This is a genomic window from Periweissella cryptocerci (genome assembly GCF_004358325.1).
GTDB lineage: Bacteria > Bacillota > Bacilli > Lactobacillales > Lactobacillaceae > Periweissella > Periweissella cryptocerci.
In genome coordinates this window covers 813,219-829,547 of the sequence record NZ_CP037940.1, presented here as the reverse complement: position 1 = coordinate 829,547, position 16,329 = coordinate 813,219, and the positions used below count along the sequence as shown (strand labels likewise).

Sequence of the window (16,329 nt, the reverse complement as noted above, 5' to 3'; positions counted from 1 at the left end):
ATGGAACCTGTTTTGTAAGCAGTGAAGCCTTCAAAAATAATGGTATAGACCGCTTGCGCAATGAAACAAGTTACGCTATAATTGGTATATACCATTAAGAGTGAATAAAAAGGGGTGAACATTATGATGAAGATTATTAAAGTGCAAGACAATCTTGCTGGTGGACAAGCTGGTTACCAAGTATTTGCAGATGCTTTAGCGAGTGGGGCAGATACGTTTGGCTTAGCGACCGGTAGTACACCAATCTCAATCTATGATGCAATTGCTGCTAGTGACTTAGACTTTTCACAAGCAACATCAGTTAACTTGGATGAATATGTTGGCTTAGCCGCTGATCATGATCAAAGTTATCATTATTTCATGCAAAAGCATTTCTTCGATGCTAAGCCCTTTGCGCAATCATTTGTGCCTGCCGGGGATGCTCAAGACATTTCGGCTGAATTAACACACTATGATGAAGTGATTGCGACCCATCCAGTTGATTTACAAATTCTTGGTTTGGGACAAAATGCGCACATTGGTTTCAACGAACCAGGGACGTCATTCACCAGCCAAACCCATTTGGTGGACTTAACACCATCCACAATTGCCGCTAATGCACGTTTCTTCGCGGATGCAGCAGAAGTACCAACGCAAGCGATTACGATGGGTATCAGCCAAATTATGGCGGCAAAGCAAATTTTGATGGTAGCATATGGTGCCAACAAAGCCCACGCGGTTAAAGCAATGCTCGAAGGCCCAGTGTCCGAAGATGTGCCAGCATCAATCTTGCAACAACACGCCAACGTTGTTGTAATTCTGGATGAAGCAGCTGCAAGTTTATTAACGAAATAAATAATTTGAACCAACACTACTAGCCGTGAAAATACCGCGAGTGGCGTTGGTTCTTTTTTGTTTGGTGTAGTGCTGGATTGTCGTTTCTGTACTTTTCAATCAGCTAATTACTGAGGTGTTTTTGGTCCTCTGCTGTTTTTTCATGCTACTGCAGGCTATGGTCGGTAACTGTTTTCGCTAGTTTGAACATTATTCCGAACTAACGAAGTGCCGGTAAATTGCTTGGCGGGCGCAGCCTTTACACCGCGACTGGGGTGATATGTGTGAAACACATGTCGCCGCTGAGGATGAGATGAGGAGTCTAGGGAATTTATTCCCGTAGAGTCCCAGCTTGTCCGAACCGACCAAGACCGCACTTTGGCTTGGGAGGCTGCTTCCAGCGTGGTGCGCCAAGTAATTTACTGGCACGCAGTGGCCAATTTTATTCAATCCCTCGTCAGACGAAAGACAACCAAATAATAGTAATAGCTACATTGACAGCGCTTACATTAATTGATATTATTAACCTAGTAAGAAATTCTTACTTCTAATCAAATTCTCTTTCTCTCTTATTTATGCCAACTCCTCGCCTTCCCAGCGAGGAGTTTTTTGCAGTTCGCGGGTTAATTTAGGCTACGAGTAGTAATCGGAAGAAAATGACGTGATATAATATGAACAATAATAAAAAGAGGTGAGCTTTCAGATGAATGAAACATTTGATTTAATTGAAGAAATCACACGCTTGGATGGCACAAAGTATAGTGAAATTGGGAATTTGACCCATAATGGTCGTGCGGAAAAAGCCGCTGAATTGGGTCTTATCAAGGAAGTTCGGATTGTTAAGTTAAACATTCCCCACTCAATCCACGTTGAAAATTATGAAAAATTTGTCAATGAGCACTACACCATGTCAGGTTGGGAAATGGAATCATGGGATGAATGGCCAAAAAACGATGAAATGAAGGCGGAAATTGAAGCTGTCTTGATGGAAAATAAGGTCGGTTAATTATTTTTATTTACTTTTTGTAAGTGGATGTGTATAATTATTATTTGTTAAGTGCTGGATACGTGTTAGTATTTCAACGCATTCGCAGAGCACAAAAGATTCGCAACTAAACAGATAAAAATTAGGAGGCCAAATCATGGCAGTTCCATCACACAAAACATCTAAGAGTAACAAGCGTGCCCGTCGTGGCGGTAACACTAAGTTAAACATGCCTGCAATTCACCTCGATCCAACAACTGGTGAATATGTCTTGAGCCACCACGTTTCAAGCAAGGGTACTTACAACGGTCGCCAAGTTTTGGCTAAGGACGCTAAGTAAATATCGTAATATTGTAAAAGCCACATCGACTAAAAAGTTAGTTGATGTGGCTTTTATTTTGGGTTTCAATTATTTAACGGGGTATTTAATTGAGTGAATGGTAACTTTATTGCTAGCCGTGAAATTAACAGTCAGTGGCGTAGTGGTCTTTTGAGGGTAACGGAACATGCCAAGCGTTTTGCATTGCTTACCGGCTTTGACGGGCATGACACTGCGATTTAATAAATTATTATCGGCAGATTCAGCGGTGCTCCATGCTAAGTTACCAGTGACAAGTTTTTTACCAGCTTGGGTGGCACTCACATACTTGTCCCAAATATCAGCAGGATAAACGTCGTGGGCACTGGTATTTTTGAATGTGAAATAAATAATAAATTGATTTTTATCGGCTTTTTCACCGGTGTTTTCTTGAACACCACTAGGAGCAATTTTGTGACCAGTAATTGTTAGTGTACCTTGGGGCGTAGTCAGCGTTTGCTTGGTAAATTTAATGTCGGCGGGTTTTGTTGGTTTGTGGGCACTGGCGGCTGTTGACTTGCTTGTAGAACTAGCGGTGTTGCTTTTGGTGGCACCACAGGCGGTTAAAATAACCGCAAGGAGCAAGATTGGCACGAATTTAAGGACTTTGGACATGGATTTGCCTCGTTTCTAGATTTTTTATGGCAGTAAAACGTTATTCATGGTACATTTGAGTGTATTAAATCACAAAGTATATTATGCAAGCTACGGAGGCTTATTTCAATGAAAACAGAACTTTTAGAAAAATATATCGATGCCTACTTGTCGACGTTGAAATATTTGGATGATTTTGTCTCACAGACTGCGATTGAATATAACTTGTCATTTGAACAATATTTAATTATTCGCGAAATTGCGCAACGTGACGGGCTGACAATGACCGATATTGTTGATGAACGTAATGTAACACGGGCAGCGATTTCACGGCAAATAAAAATGCTTTTAAAACGTAATTATGTTTACCAAGAGGCTGACGCGAACGATCGGCGCCGGATGCTTTTGCACTTAACGCCAGATGGTAAAGAAGCCGAACGCATCATTTCTAAAAAAGTCCGCGAGCGTTTCAACGGCTGGATTGATATTTTTGGCCAAGCTAAGGCGGAAGAAATTTTAAGCTTTATTCAGGATTTTGGTGCAGTTGCTGGTAATGGGACGGCGAAAGAAATCAAAGAATAGTAGCACTTGTAATATAAATGTCACAATTTCAAAAAGCAGTAGTTGCGGTAATAAGACCGTACCTACTGCTTTTTTGCATGTTTTATGACAAAAATCAAGAAATCTGCTTGCAAATAAGTTACCCGAGCTCAACTAGATTGTAATAACCTGTAATCATTTTGCAATGAAGTATGGGATTGGTTGCAACAATTCGATGGTAAGCTACTAGACATTGATATAAAAACGAATGAGGACAGTATAAAATGATGAAGAAATTGTTTGTAACTTTTGCAACTTTGGCACTAACTTTGACTATCGGAACTGCACTCGCATTTGCTGATGATTTAGTTCAAGGCGATGGAATTGTAAATACGGTAACTGATACACCTGCAGTTGATGCAGCAACCGTTAAGTACGCTGGTAAGTACACAGGTAAGAAACAAGATGTGACTGGCTACACAGCAACTGTTAAGAAGAACGGTGACCTCTTTAAGGTTAGCGGTAACAAGAAGAAAAGTGCGACATTTACTCGTCAATTACGTATGAACAGCTTAAAAGGTCAAACTCTTACGGTAACAAAAAAAGTTGCCGCAGTAGTTAACGGCAAGAAGACAACAATTTACTGGGTACAAGCTGGAACGATTCAAGGTTGGACTAAGAAAGCTAACTTGAAGTTCAAGAGCACTTCTAAGCTTAATGGCGCTTCAATTGTGAAGTACGCTAAGCAATTCAAGGGTGTACCTTATGTCTGGGGTGGTACAACACCACGCGGATTTGATTGCTCTGGCTACGTTCAATACGTTTACAAGCACGTCTACCACGTTAATGTTGGCCGTACTTCACGCGATCAAGCAGCCCTTGTAAACTCAGCTAAGGGTACTAAGGTTTCAGCTAACAACGCTAAAGCCGGTGATATCTTAGTTTGGACGCGTGGTGGTGCTTCAACTGCTTACCACGCAGCCCTTGCATCAGGTAACAAGAAGTTCATGCAAGCGGTGCAACCTGGTACTGGTTTGAACATTAACTCATCATATGCCAATGGCCACTTCAAGCCATCATATGCTATCCGTGTTAACTTGAACAAATTACCAAAAACTAATTAATGTTAAAGACAAGTCATGCGTGGCTTGTCTTTTTTATTTTGTGATTAGTATTGTTGTATGAAATTATAAGCGTATAATTTGTATTAATAGCGAAGGACGAGACTAAATTAGAGGTATATATCGATGGGCTTGGATGAATTTTACGCAACTGACTTATACACAGAAGCCGATGGCATTTTGAAAAGCCAACTGGCATTGTGGCAGAATACATTACGTGGTACATTTGCGGATCAAGATGCTGTTTTGAAATTTTCTGTTAAAGTGAAGCACTTGAAGCGGAGCACGCATGCATACGTTCGTGAGGCCAATAGCGGTTGGCTGTTTGACTTTAATGTTAATCAAACGGTATAAATTAAAAAGGATTCAAAACCCGTATGTGTGTACGAGTTTTGAATCCTTTTTTCGATATCGTTAGCGTTCAAAGCGGTGATTAGTTATTGCTAGTCGTTTCATCACCGTGGATGACTTCGACAGTACCGCTTAAGTGGCCGGTACCAGTGTATGGTTGCACATCATCGAAGTGGACACCTTGCTTAGCGTAATAGGCTAAGAGGGCTTCACGATCGCCGGCAAAGCGTGGTGGCAATGCAAAAGTCGTTCCAAGGTCGAAGAGGCTTTCGTCTAGAATGAAACCAGGGTTAGTGGTTGCAACTTCAACGCGGTTACCGCCGGGTTCGCGGAAGTACACTGAACGGAAGTAGCCGCGGTCAACCATGAGTTCGCGGGTATAACCAAGTTCTTCAGCGCGTTTCCAGTAGGCATCGAGCTCAGCTTGGTTATCAGCGCTCAAAGCAAAGTGATCAATTGAGCCTGCGCCCCATTGTGGTACTGAATCATCGGCTGGCGTTGCAACCAAAAAGATTTGTTGATTGTCCTCGAGGTTAATCACGTTGTGCTTAGTGTCAACGTTGAACATTTCCTTGAAGAATTTAGCGGTTGCGGCAGGATCAGTGACATGCAATTCAGTACCAATAACACCGGTAATTTGCTTGTCATATGGCACGTCAGTCATGTAATTAATGTGCCAATCGAAAAGCACGGCATCTGATTCGTGAAATTCTAATGGAATCTTGTCGGGATCTAATGCGTGCAACACTCCGAAGGCATCTAAACTAGTTGGAAAACCAGCATCAGTCAAATGCTTAGCCCAAAAAATGGTTGAACCAGTTGGAATACTGAAGTGGATTCCTTGGAAAAAATGCCGAGCATCAATCCGTTTACGCCCATGGAAAGGGACGGGGAAGAAAGTCACAACGGTTCCAGGTGTACCCATGAAGTCGCCGTAGTAGACGTGCCGACGTCGTGGATTTGCTTGGTTAACCGAATTCTTAATGAATCGAAGACCAAGAACTCCCGTGTAAAAATTAATGTTTTGGTCGGCATCCTCAGTCAAGAGTGAAATGTGGTGAGTTTTCATGGTACATCTCCTTTGAATTTAAGCGTAATTTGCACGAATTGAAGTATGCTACGCTGTTATTTAGTTCCGTTATTGATAAAACTGTTATAGTTCTGTTTAACGTAGCGTAATACTTGCGCGCCGTTAGCATTTAGTAATGATGTTAATAACTCGCATATTCGAGTTACTTAGAATATAACTTCTTACTTACTAAAAGTCAACGAAATGCTTTTGAAGTGTGAAAAAAGTTTGAAGACTTGCTAGTAAAAATTAAAATTCCGCAGAAATGCTGTTCTCACATCACGAAAACGGTTACACTAATAGTAACTAAAATAATTTTGTGAGGTTTTTGAATATGAGTGAACCATTATTATTAACACCGGTGTTCCACGATAAAATTTGGGGTGGAACAAAACTCCATGATGAATTCAAATTTCGCGGTGCCACAGGCGATCACGTTGGTGAAGCTTGGATAATTTCAGCACACCCCAATGGCCCAACGACTGTCCGCAATGGCGACTACCGCGGTCAAACAGTTGCTGAACTTTGGGAAAGCCATCGTGAATTGTTTGGCATGAGCGAAGATGCTGTTTTCCCACTCTTAACGAAAATTTTGGATGCGAACCAAGATTTGTCAGTGCAAGTGCACCCTGATGATGAATACGCAAAAGCCCACGCTGGTGAATTAGGCAAAACCGAATGTTGGTATGTGCTCGAAGCCGCAGAGGGTGCTGAAATTTACTATGGTCACCATGCCCAAACCCGCGAAGAGTTGGCAGAATTGATCAAAGCAGAAAAATGGGATGAATTACTACGCAAAGTTCCAGTTAAGGCTGGCGACTTTTTCTACGTGCCAGCAGGGACAATTCATGCGTTGGGTGCCGGTGTGATGGTTCTTGAAACGCAACAAAGTTCAGATACCACATACCGTTTGTACGACTTCGACCGTGTGGATGCCACGACTGGTAAGTTGCGTGAATTACACATTGAAGATTCAATTAATGTTACAACGGTTCCACATGAAGATCCTAAATTATCAATCACAAGTGAAAAAATCGAAGCAGCCACAATTACGACCTTAGTTGAAGCACCACACTTCAGCGTTTACAAATGGTCGTTAGATGGCGGCTACGCACAATTCCACCGCAATGATGTGCCATATACTTTGGCTACTGTAATTGATGGTCAAGCCACGCTTTCAGTTGATGGCATGGTTTATCCATTGAAGAAGGGTGACTCATTCATCCTTCCAGCTGATGTCGAAGACTGGACAATTCAAGGACATATCGACTTGATTGCCAGCCACCCTGGTATTGCAGAAAAATAAATCTAGTGAAAAGTCGGCAAATATTGCCGGCTTTTTTCGGCCCTATTTAATCTGATGTGGGTTTGAATAAAATTGACCGCCGCGTTAGTTGGGAATAATGCTCAAACTAGTTACCAACCACAGGCCGCAGTAGCATGGAAAAACCGCTGACAATAGAACTTCAGTAACTCGATGATTGAAAAGTACAGAATGACAATTCCACGCACGAAAAAGGTGACTCAAATTTGAAGTCACCTTTTTCGTGTTTATCATGGTGGTGTCTATGAGACGTCTGCCAAACATTGAAGTAAAAATAGAATGGCTATTTGTGTCTATTAAGTTGTTATGGATAGCTAGAAGTACTGATTTTGCTGTGGATAAAAATACATAAATGCACGATGAAAATCGCGGTAAAACATGAAATATTTGAATGATGTGAGTATTGCTAACATGAAAGGTAGCATGTCGTGATGATTATGCGTAAAATTAACAACAATATAAGGATTGGTATACATCACTATGAATGAATATAGTACGACCGCGCTAGCTTGATTCAAAGATGGATAACGGCTAACATACACGAGAATTTAAAAGGGGAAATGGAAAATGGATACAAGTGCGATAGTTTGGGTATTGATTTCGGCAGCATTGGTATGGATTATGACACCAGGATTAGCCTTGTTCTACGGTGGCTTGGCTAGTACGAAATACGCAAGTAACACAGTGTTTCTTTCAGTCATTATTTTAGGTTTAGCACCATTTGTCTGGATGGTGCTCGGCTATTCCTTAGCGTTTTCCGGACATGGGACATTTATCGGTAACTTTGATCATATCCTGTTAAACGGTGTGTCATTTAGCAAAACAACGATGGGACTAAAAATTCCCGATGGAGCATTCATGTTATTTCAAGGGATGTTTCCAATTATTACCGCCGCGATTATCACTGGTTCAGTCGTTGGCCGTGTGAATTTAAAAGCGATGTTACTGTTTATTCCAATCTGGCTGGTCGCTGTATATGCTCCGTTAGCACATATGGTCTGGGGTGGCGGTTGGCTCGCTCAAATCGGCGCGTTGGACTTTGCCGGTGGGGATGTTGTCCACATTTCATCTGGGGTTTCGGGCTTGATGTTAGCGATTTTAGTTGGTAAACGCCACAAGCCAGCCGATGAAAAAGATACACCTGATAGCATTGTCAACGTCGTTATCGGTGCGGCATTACTGTGGATTGGCTGGTTTGGCTTCAATGGTGGCTCGGCGTTAGAAGCGAATGCCACGGCCATTTTAGCTTTTGCCAATACGAATATTGCAGCGGCAGCGGCGATGGTAACGTGGTTCATAATTGATTTTTCCCGGACTGGTAAGGCAAAAATAACTGGGGCGCTTTCCGGCGGCTTGGTAGGTTTGGTGGTTATCACGCCAGCAGCAGGTTTAGTAGCACCCGCATCGGCACTGCTGATGGGGATGATTGCAGCACCGGCAGTCTATTTCTTAGTTGATTTTTTGAAACGTAAATTTCGCTATGACGACACTTTAGATGCGTTTGGATTCCACGGGATCGGTGGAATTATCGGTGGTATTTTAACTGGTATATTTGCTGATAAAGCTGACGGTGGTTTGTTAGCTACTGGTTCATTGCATCAAACGTTGATTCAATTGGTCGCAATTGGGGTCACGATTGTATTCGCTGCCGGGATGACGTTTATCATTGCTAAGTTAGTGAGTCTAATCACACCATTGCGGGTTGAAAAAGCCGTGGAAGAACGTGGAATTGATACCGCCCTGCACGGTGAATATATCAGTATCATGAACTCACCACAATTCAACAATCGCTTCCGGGCGCCAGGTAGTGGAAGCGGGCATTTTGGTAAACAATAGCGCACCCGTTTAATATAAAATTTATTAATTTTAACAAGAAAAAATAGATTTTATTGTTGCACTGTAACCGCTTACATGATAATATATAGACATAAGGAAGAACCAGTTAGAATTCGACACCGGATAAGCGATTAGGCTTGCGGACGAGTTCGCTGAAGATACGCTCAAGTCTAGAACCAGGTAGGTTGTCCACGGTTAGTGCAAGAAACCATACAAGACGTTATGTCAGGCACACGTAATCAAAGTGACGACCGGTGTTAGATAAGTTTCTAGCTAGGCGTGCAGTTCGGTAAGTCTTTCAAAGAAATCTCGATTAGATATGGTTACGAAGGAAAGCGCAGAACGTCAACAGTTTATGTTAAGACCATTTTGGCGGGATTTGAAACAGTGCAAGATGGCACGATTCTTCCGGTAATAAAAGGTAGCCCCTGAGTGAAGAACTTAGGGGTCTTTTATTTGCCTAAATTTCATCCAATACGGTGTCCAGACTGGTTCCAGACACGTAGTGGGAATCAATCTGAGATACATATCCAAATTCAACGCTAGAAAAAATTTAGCCGAAAAATGCTACGGGTTTTTGTCGGGTTTATTTGGCGTGGAAACATTGATTGTTCAATCTCCCATAATTATAATAGTTTCTATAAGGTATAACTAAATGTTAACTAGCAGCGAAAGATAGTCGCGTATTAAACTAATGATTATTAAATTAAAAAAGCGATGATTTGCTACTAGCGAATACCAAATACTAAATAATTTATCTTTTATGGGGGAAAGAATATGCATGTTAATGGACACACAATCAAGGATCGCCGGCGGGCTTTGGGGATTTCACAAACGGATTTAGCTCAGGGAATCTGTACCCAGGCGACGATTAGCTTAGTTGAAAATAAAAATCGAATTCCCAAAGTTGCCACGTTAAAACAAATCGCCGGGCGATTAGACCTAGAAATGAATGAGTTGGTTGCTGAATATCATCCAGAACAAGATCAGCTGTTAGGACAAATATTTGAACATGTCCTAAATCAGCGGTGGCGTAAAGCTGAGGTATTATTAGAACAAATTAAATTCAGTAGCCTAAAAACAAGAGCTGCGCGAATCCGGTACCATACGTTGCAGGCTGTAATGTGTAATATTCGTAAGCACAGTGCACAAGCAATTGGGAATGCACTCGAAGCGTTGACGTTAATTGGGCAAGCTAAAAAATCGCCATACCGGATGCTCGTCCGTGTACAGTTGGCGCTTGCGTACTTACACCAGCAAAAAGGTGAACTCATGCAAGAGAGTTTGAGTGAGGCGATACGGTTAGCACGGTCGTGGGTAGTAAAAACGCCGCGGGATGCACAGTTAATTGAAATGGTGGTTTATCGCGCCGCTGAAATATACATGAAGCAAGCAAAATACGCCCGTGTAATCACGGTGTTGAATTTTGGTATCAAGCAGGTTGAACAACAAGGGGTTACATGGCACTTAGACAAGTTGTATAGCTTACGTGGGCAAGCGCAGTACATTTTACGCCGGTTTAAATTAGCGTACCATGATTATCATATGGCCTATGCAGCGGCCACTTTTAATCGCGATAAGGGGGTGCGGGTGATGAGTGCTCGGTATCTTCGTGAATTGGCACCTTATTGTGCAACCGTGGTCGGTGAGTAGTTTTTTGAATAGGGGTGCTATGGGCAATTATAAGTATCGCTAGCCTATGAGTGGTAAAACTCGGTGACCGTTGAAATTACCGTAAGCCAAGGTTATTCGATGAAATTTGTTAATTATGTACAAGCAAAAAAAAGAAACGTCGCGATGACGTTTCTTTTTTTATATTAGGATGGAAATGCAATGTTAGAGAGATGCAGCGTCGTTAGTCCGGACAACTAAGACGTCCACATCAGCGGTACGAGTTACGTATTCAGTAACTGAACCGATTAAGATTCGTTCAACGGCGTTCAAACCAGTTGCACCAATCATGATTAAGTCAGCGTTAACTTCCTTAGGGGCTTCCTTAGCGATAATCGCCTTTGGAGAACCGTATTCGATTGTGTAGCTGACATTTTCAACTCCAACTGCCTTGGCACGTTCAACGTATTCGTCGAGCGTTTCCTTTGCAGTTTCTGAAACTTGTTCAACCATTGTAGTGTCAAAAGATGACACGTTTTGGAAAGCACGCGTGTCGATAACATGCAAGATGTGCAAGTGTGCTTCTGAACCGTTCCGTTTAGTAACAGCAATTGCCTTGTCTAAAGCAATTTCAGCTTCCTTTGAACCATCAACTGGGACAAGGATATTTAAGTAACGTTGTTCTGCCATAAAGTTTCACCTCATATTTTCTCTATCTGTCTTATATTATAACGAATTTTGAAAGATATATCTAATTGTTTTGCATGTTTATATTATGACGAAAGTGTGAAGATAGCGCAATTGGAATCGATTACATGTGTTATGAGATTGGCGAAATTGCTATTAGTTTTAGGTTATTTCAAGTATTTGAGGATTTTAGAGAAGCGAAATGAAATGCCCATGGTTAAAATCATTCCCGCAATTAGAAAAATAGCGGCAAAAATTGCATCGTTTAAGAACGCCACGACGAGTGAACCAATCCCAAAAATCAAAAATGAGGGGCTGTATGAACGAATTAAGCGAGCTAATTGAGGGTTGTCAGCAACCTTGAAACTGAAAAGGCTAGTTTTGGCGCGACTCATTAAGAAGCCACCGATAAAAAGTTCAATTAAAGCAAAAACAACCATTAAAATCATAATCATTATAAGTAAATTCCTTCTGTCTTTTATTTGTCCGCCTAAATAGGGCGATTAATTTTGCGTGTTTGGGTAAGAAAAAATGGTAAATAAAAGGAGTAGGCCTAAGCCTACTCCAGAACACTAAATTGGTGCCGTTAGAATATTCTTCAGTTTGACCCCGACTAAACGAGGTGGTCAATTCGTGCAATGATTTATGTTACCAAATGAAAAGGCGGACATGCCACAAAACAGTTAATCGACCAATGTGTAATTACTTGTAAGGCAAAGCTGAAATAGTTGAATTATCGCGTACACCTTAGGAATCCTTATCTGTATTATAGCACGAGGTTTTTACGAATGACAACCGATAACGGTTATTGGCTTAAAACCGCTAATAGTTTAGACAAAGTTTAGATTCAGTTTAGAAACCGCGCAATCGTGTTAGTGATTACTTGCCTGTCTTCGGCGTAATTCCTGCACGTAAATGATACCGGTTATTGTAAATCATGGAGCCGTTTAGCCGTTGCTTTTAAGCCTTCCTCGTACTTGCTATTGCCTTTTGGGGCGAAGTATTCGCGTGTTTTAAGCTTATCAGGTAAATACTGTTGCTTGATCCAGTCGTTAGGATATTCATGCGGATACTTATAGCCAACGCCGTGTCCGAGTTTTTCGGCACCTTTGTAGTGGGCGTCCTTTAAATGCGCGGGCATGTCGCCAAAGTTACTGCCTTGCACGTCACTTAAGGCAGCATCAATGGCGACATAGGCTGAGTTGGATTTAGGTGAAAGGGCGAGTTCGATTACGGCATTGGCCAAAGGAATGCGCGCTTCTGGTAAACCTAATTTTTCGGATGCTTGGACGGCTTGAACTGTCCGGGCAGCTGCTTGCGGATTTGCTAAACCAACATCTTCATAAGCAATCACCATTAGGCGGCGCATGATGATTGGTAAATCACCAGATTCAACTAAGCGGGCCAAGTAGTGGAGGGCGGCATTTACGTCGCTACCCCGAATTGATTTTTGAAAAGCCGAGATGACATCGTAGTGCGCGTCCCCGTCTTTATCAGCGGACATGGCTTTGCGTTGAATCGTTTCTTCAATAATCGGTAGCGTGATAACAATATGCCCGTCATCATCCGCATCGGTCGAAAGGACGGCTAACTCGAGCCCGTTTAATGCGCTCCGGAGGTCTCCGTTGGTTGAGCGGATAAGTTGTTGCAGCGCATTATCTTCTAACACGACATTATATTCGCCTAAACCACGTTCCTTATCGGTTAAAGCGCGTTCGACGGCAATCTGAATGTCTGCTTCATCGAGCGGCGTGACTTCAAAAATTTGGGTTCGCGAGCGAATGGCGGGATTGATATTAATGTAGGGATTTTCGGTAGTTGCCCCGATTAATATAATCGCACCACTTTCAAGGTGTGGTAACAAGAAGTCTTGCTTAGTTTTGTCGAGGCGATGGATTTCATCTAATAATAAAATGACGGTACCAGACATTTTAGCTTCTTCTGCGACAACTTGGAGATCTTTTTTTGAATCAGTTGCGGCGTTGAGCATGCGAAATGCGTATTTAGTTGAGCCCGCAATTGCGCTGGCGATACTGGTTTTACCTGTCCCAGGGGGGCCATATAAAATCATTGATGATAGCCGGCTTGCTTTAACCATGCGATTAATTATTTTTCCTTCACCAACTAGTTGTTGTTGGCCGACCACCTCATCAAGGTTACGTGGTCGCATTCGATAAGCCAGTGGCTGTTGCATAGTTTTGTAACCTCCTTTACACGTCTTTGTGCTATTGCTTGTGAGAATTAAACAAACGTTGCCACAATGACTTTTTTGCGGGTGCTGCCACTGCGACGGGCTTTGCGGCTTCGCGGTGGGTTGCGATATCAAGTTCAGTAATATTAACGGCACTCGCGTTAACTAATTCAATCGCGACGGCATCAGACTCAGTACCAAAGCGTTCTTCAGTTTTTAAGCTAAATGGAATGTTAAACTGCTTGGCTAATTTGATATAAGGTGTAAATGCGTCGACGTCCAAATTACCATTTAACAACAAGGTTGCCACGGGATGGTCGTGCATTTCTTGCTGCCATTCTGCCAGATAGCCGTCTTGACGCAATTCTGCCACGGTCATGGTCGCATAAACACGTTCGCGGAAAGTTCCCAGGAATTTACGTTGTTCGTCGGGATTGATTTGAGGGGTACCATAAAGCCCCTTGTCCATGTGTGTATCAAGGCTAGATTTATTATCACTCATAAGTAAAATACTCCTTTGTAGTTCTACAACATATGGGGTTGCCCAATTGGCTCCTGCATATATTACTATCATGTAAGTATATCAGTTTCGACCATGTTAGAATAATGATAAATGCACATTCGTACGCCGAGAAAAGCTAGCGTGCGGTTTCAGACTGCGTCACTTGCTAGGTAAATGAGTATTTCCTGTGAGCGCTAGAGCTTGTTAGTATCTTGTATGAATGTCAAAGATAAATAAACGTAAGAATGAAGAGGAAAAAATAATGGCAACTAAAGCAACTGAATTGAGTTCTAAAAATTATTATCACGGACGGATCTTTGATGTGGTCCAACGTAAATTGGTGACACCAGATGGAATGACGGTTACGCGGGACGTGGTTGAGCACGGGGATGCGGTAGCCTTCATCGCATTGCTACCAGATGAGAACCGTGCGCCCCTAATCCAACTCGGCTATGAATACCGTGCTGGGGTTGACGATATGCGGTGGTCGCTTCCGGCTGGTTTAGTTAATGCTGGTGAAGATCGTCCCACGGCCGCGATTCGTGAAGCGCAAGAAGAGGGCGGTTTACAATTTGGGACAGCGAAAGAATTGTTTGCGATGAGTTCCTCAGAAGGTTTCACGAGCGAAGAAGTCAGTATCGTCTTATTAACTGACTATCAAGGTGAAGTCGAAAAACACTTCGATCAAGACGAATTTGTCACGACCAAGTTAGTACCTTTAAAAGAAGCAATTCAAATGCAGCATGAGGGGATTATCAAATCAGCTCCCGGTGTTGCGGCCTTAATTTGGGCGGAGCTACACTATGCTGAATTAGCCGAACTTGTGAAATAGGTCATGGTTCAGTGGAAACGTGCAAATGCGTAATTAGGCGCGCAACGTCCTATCTTGTCTAAAGCGGGTGTTAGTTTGATGAATGATAATCGTTAAAGATACGTGAGGCAGTAATATTTCACGTTGGAATAACATTTGCTGAGATAAAATCTTGACTTTTGCTGTGGCTATGTTAAGATATCTCTTGTATTTAATAAGGCAGCAGCGAGTGGTAAGCTCGTCAATAGATGATTCACCCTTTTACGAGGAAGCCTAGTAACCGCGGCTGTGAAGGTGAAAAGCGAAGAATCGTCTACACGAATATCGAGCTCGCATGAATTATTAAATAACAAAAAATAATTCATACAAATAGGAGGACATTTAATATGTCTCGTTATACTGGTCCTAAGTACCGTATCTCACGTCGTCTCGGCGTATCTCTTTCAGGTTCAGGTAAGGAACTTGCTAACAAGCCTTACGCACCTGGTGACCACGGTCAAGGCCGTCGTTCAAAGATGTCAGAATATGGTACACAATTGCGTGCCAAGCAAACTATTCGTTTCACTTACGGTTTGACTGAACGTCAATTCTCTAACTTGTTCAACAAGGCTGGTAAGGTTCGTAAGGGTACTCACGGTACTAACTTCCTTATCTTGCTTGAAACTCGTTTGGATAACATCGTTTACCGTCTTGGTTTGGCTACTACTCGTGCCCAATCACGTCAATTGGTAAACCACGGTCACATCCTTGTTGATGGTAAGCGTGTTGATATTCCTTCATACGAAGTTAAGCCTGGTCAAGAAATCTCAGTTCGTGACAAGTCAAAGAAATTGGCTATCATCGCATCTGCTGTTGAATCAACTGTGGCTCGTCCACAATTCGTTGAATTCGACGCCGAAGCTTTGAAGGGTTCATTGGTTCGTCTTCCAGAACGTGAAGAACTTGATGCTAACTTCGAAGAAAACCTTGTCGTTGAATACTACAACAAGTTGGGATAATTTTTATAATTTGTCTATTAAAAGAGCCATTGGAATTTAGATTCCGATGGCTTTTTTTGACTTCTAAGAAAGTATAGATTTTGACACAGTTCAATCCCATGGTGTCATTGGGATTGAACTGTTTTAATTTTCTTCAAATTTTCTTGTTAAAATGGACGCATGAAGAAAAATATTCAACAAGATATCTTTTTTGATGAACATCATAATTGGGACAAGTTTGTTGCTGAGAATGGTCACCGTCTTAGGCAGGTGGTATTTGATGAAATTGAAAAATTCAAACGCTGTTGTGACCGTCAAAGAGGATTTAGATTGTACGTTTGTGAGGCTTGCCATTTAACAGCCTTATAGCCGATTCGTGTACCTTGGTCCAAGACTTTGCTCTAGACGTCCTTCAAATTCTGGGGCACCCCAAACATCCTTGTTCTTCACTCGCAGTTCCTACTACTAAACTTGCAGCGGACTTTCACCACCTAGTTGTCAGGCGTATTTGCATAAGTGTCAAATTTAAGAAAATTCATAATTTATTGATAAAATTACA

18 protein-coding genes are annotated in these 16,329 nt (G+C 42.1%); 12 read left to right on the top strand and 6 right to left on the bottom strand.

Translation table 11 applies throughout. The annotated features are described in order from the left end of the window. The first annotated feature begins 126 nt into the window (after nucleotides 1–126). From EQG49_RS03845 to rpmF, 3 genes are all read left to right on the top strand, one after another. Nucleotides 127–834 carry a glucosamine-6-phosphate deaminase gene (locus EQG49_RS03845; RefSeq protein WP_133364521.1) on the top strand — a complete coding sequence of 236 codons (708 nt, stop codon included), beginning with the start codon at nucleotides 127–129 and terminating at the stop codon, nucleotides 832–834. 682 nt (nucleotides 835–1,516) lie between these two features. Continuing rightward, nucleotides 1,517–1,819 (top strand): hypothetical protein, encoded by a 303-nt coding sequence (locus EQG49_RS03840; RefSeq protein WP_133362730.1) that lies wholly within the window; start codon nucleotides 1,517–1,519, stop codon nucleotides 1,817–1,819. Between the two features lie 136 nt (nucleotides 1,820–1,955). Further along, nucleotides 1,956–2,138, top strand: a complete 183-nt coding sequence (rpmF, locus tag EQG49_RS03835; protein ID WP_133362729.1) for a 50S ribosomal protein L32 — start codon at nucleotides 1,956–1,958, stop codon at nucleotides 2,136–2,138. A gap of 69 nt (nucleotides 2,139–2,207) precedes the next feature. Here rpmF and EQG49_RS03830 read toward each other — a convergent pair whose 3' ends face one another. Then, nucleotides 2,208–2,771: a DUF5067 domain-containing protein gene (locus tag EQG49_RS03830; protein ID WP_133362728.1), complete on the bottom strand. Its 564-nt coding sequence runs from the start codon at nucleotides 2,769–2,771 to the stop codon at nucleotides 2,208–2,210. Nucleotides 2,772–2,879: 108 nt separating this feature from the next. Between EQG49_RS03830 and EQG49_RS03825 the strand changes: the two genes are divergently transcribed. From EQG49_RS03825 to EQG49_RS03815, 3 genes are all read left to right on the top strand, one after another. Further along, nucleotides 2,880–3,332, top strand: a complete 453-nt coding sequence (locus EQG49_RS03825; protein WP_133362727.1) for a MarR family winged helix-turn-helix transcriptional regulator — start codon at nucleotides 2,880–2,882, stop codon at nucleotides 3,330–3,332. Nucleotides 3,333–3,574: 242 nt separating this feature from the next. After that, nucleotides 3,575–4,414, top strand: coding sequence for a C40 family peptidase (locus EQG49_RS03820; protein ID WP_133362726.1), 840 nt, complete (start codon nucleotides 3,575–3,577; stop codon nucleotides 4,412–4,414). A gap of 123 nt (nucleotides 4,415–4,537) precedes the next feature. Beyond that, entirely contained in the window at nucleotides 4,538–4,765 is a 228-nt protein-coding gene (locus EQG49_RS03815) for a hypothetical protein (protein WP_133362725.1), read from the top strand. Between the two features lie 79 nt (nucleotides 4,766–4,844). On the opposite strand, the gene EQG49_RS03810 is transcribed toward EQG49_RS03815, so the two are convergent. Further along, complete coding sequence (locus EQG49_RS03810) at nucleotides 4,845–5,831, bottom strand: VOC family protein (RefSeq protein ID WP_133362724.1); 987 nt, start codon at nucleotides 5,829–5,831, stop codon at nucleotides 4,845–4,847. A 334-nt stretch (nucleotides 5,832–6,165) separates the two neighbouring features. Between EQG49_RS03810 and manA the strand changes: the two genes are divergently transcribed. The 3 genes from manA (at nucleotide 6,166) to EQG49_RS03795 (ending at nucleotide 10,644) form a co-directional block, all read left to right on the top strand. Then, the gene (manA, locus tag EQG49_RS03805; protein WP_133362723.1) at nucleotides 6,166–7,137 is read left to right on the top strand and encodes a mannose-6-phosphate isomerase, class I; all 972 of its coding nucleotides are present in this window, start codon (nucleotides 6,166–6,168) and stop codon (nucleotides 7,135–7,137) included. A 585-nt stretch (nucleotides 7,138–7,722) separates the two neighbouring features. Continuing rightward, nucleotides 7,723–8,991 carry an ammonium transporter gene (locus tag EQG49_RS03800; RefSeq protein ID WP_133362722.1) on the top strand — a complete coding sequence of 423 codons (1,269 nt, stop codon included), beginning with the start codon at nucleotides 7,723–7,725 and terminating at the stop codon, nucleotides 8,989–8,991. A gap of 777 nt (nucleotides 8,992–9,768) precedes the next feature. After that, entirely contained in the window at nucleotides 9,769–10,644 is an 876-nt protein-coding gene (locus tag EQG49_RS03795; protein WP_133362721.1) for a helix-turn-helix domain-containing protein, read from the top strand. Between the two features lie 183 nt (nucleotides 10,645–10,827). Here EQG49_RS03795 and EQG49_RS03790 read toward each other — a convergent pair whose 3' ends face one another. The 4 genes from EQG49_RS03790 to EQG49_RS03775 form a co-directional block, all read right to left on the bottom strand. Beyond that, the gene (locus EQG49_RS03790) at nucleotides 10,828–11,292 is read right to left on the bottom strand and encodes a universal stress protein (RefSeq protein WP_133362720.1); all 465 of its coding nucleotides are present in this window, start codon (nucleotides 11,290–11,292) and stop codon (nucleotides 10,828–10,830) included. Nucleotides 11,293–11,456: 164 nt separating this feature from the next. Continuing rightward, nucleotides 11,457–11,744, bottom strand: coding sequence for a hypothetical protein (locus EQG49_RS03785; protein ID WP_133362719.1), 288 nt, complete (start codon nucleotides 11,742–11,744; stop codon nucleotides 11,457–11,459). Between the two features lie 470 nt (nucleotides 11,745–12,214). Further along, nucleotides 12,215–13,483: a replication-associated recombination protein A gene (locus EQG49_RS03780; protein ID WP_133362718.1), complete on the bottom strand. Its 1,269-nt coding sequence runs from the start codon at nucleotides 13,481–13,483 to the stop codon at nucleotides 12,215–12,217. A 31-nt stretch (nucleotides 13,484–13,514) separates the two neighbouring features. Further along, a complete protein-coding gene (locus tag EQG49_RS03775) occupies nucleotides 13,515–13,982 on the bottom strand; it encodes a YueI family protein (protein WP_165964760.1) in 468 nt (155 codons plus the stop codon). Nucleotides 13,983–14,244: 262 nt separating this feature from the next. Between EQG49_RS03775 and EQG49_RS03770 the strand changes: the two genes are divergently transcribed. From EQG49_RS03770 to EQG49_RS03760, 3 genes are all read left to right on the top strand, one after another. Continuing rightward, nucleotides 14,245–14,814 (top strand): NUDIX hydrolase, encoded by a 570-nt coding sequence (locus EQG49_RS03770; RefSeq protein WP_133362716.1) that lies wholly within the window; start codon nucleotides 14,245–14,247, stop codon nucleotides 14,812–14,814. A 365-nt stretch (nucleotides 14,815–15,179) separates the two neighbouring features. Beyond that, nucleotides 15,180–15,791 (top strand): 30S ribosomal protein S4, encoded by a 612-nt coding sequence (rpsD, locus tag EQG49_RS03765; protein WP_133362715.1) that lies wholly within the window; start codon nucleotides 15,180–15,182, stop codon nucleotides 15,789–15,791. Between the two features lie 159 nt (nucleotides 15,792–15,950). After that, nucleotides 15,951–16,139: a transposase zinc-binding domain-containing protein gene (locus EQG49_RS03760; RefSeq protein WP_133362714.1), complete on the top strand. Its 189-nt coding sequence runs from the start codon at nucleotides 15,951–15,953 to the stop codon at nucleotides 16,137–16,139. Nucleotides 16,140–16,329 lie beyond the last annotated feature (190 nt).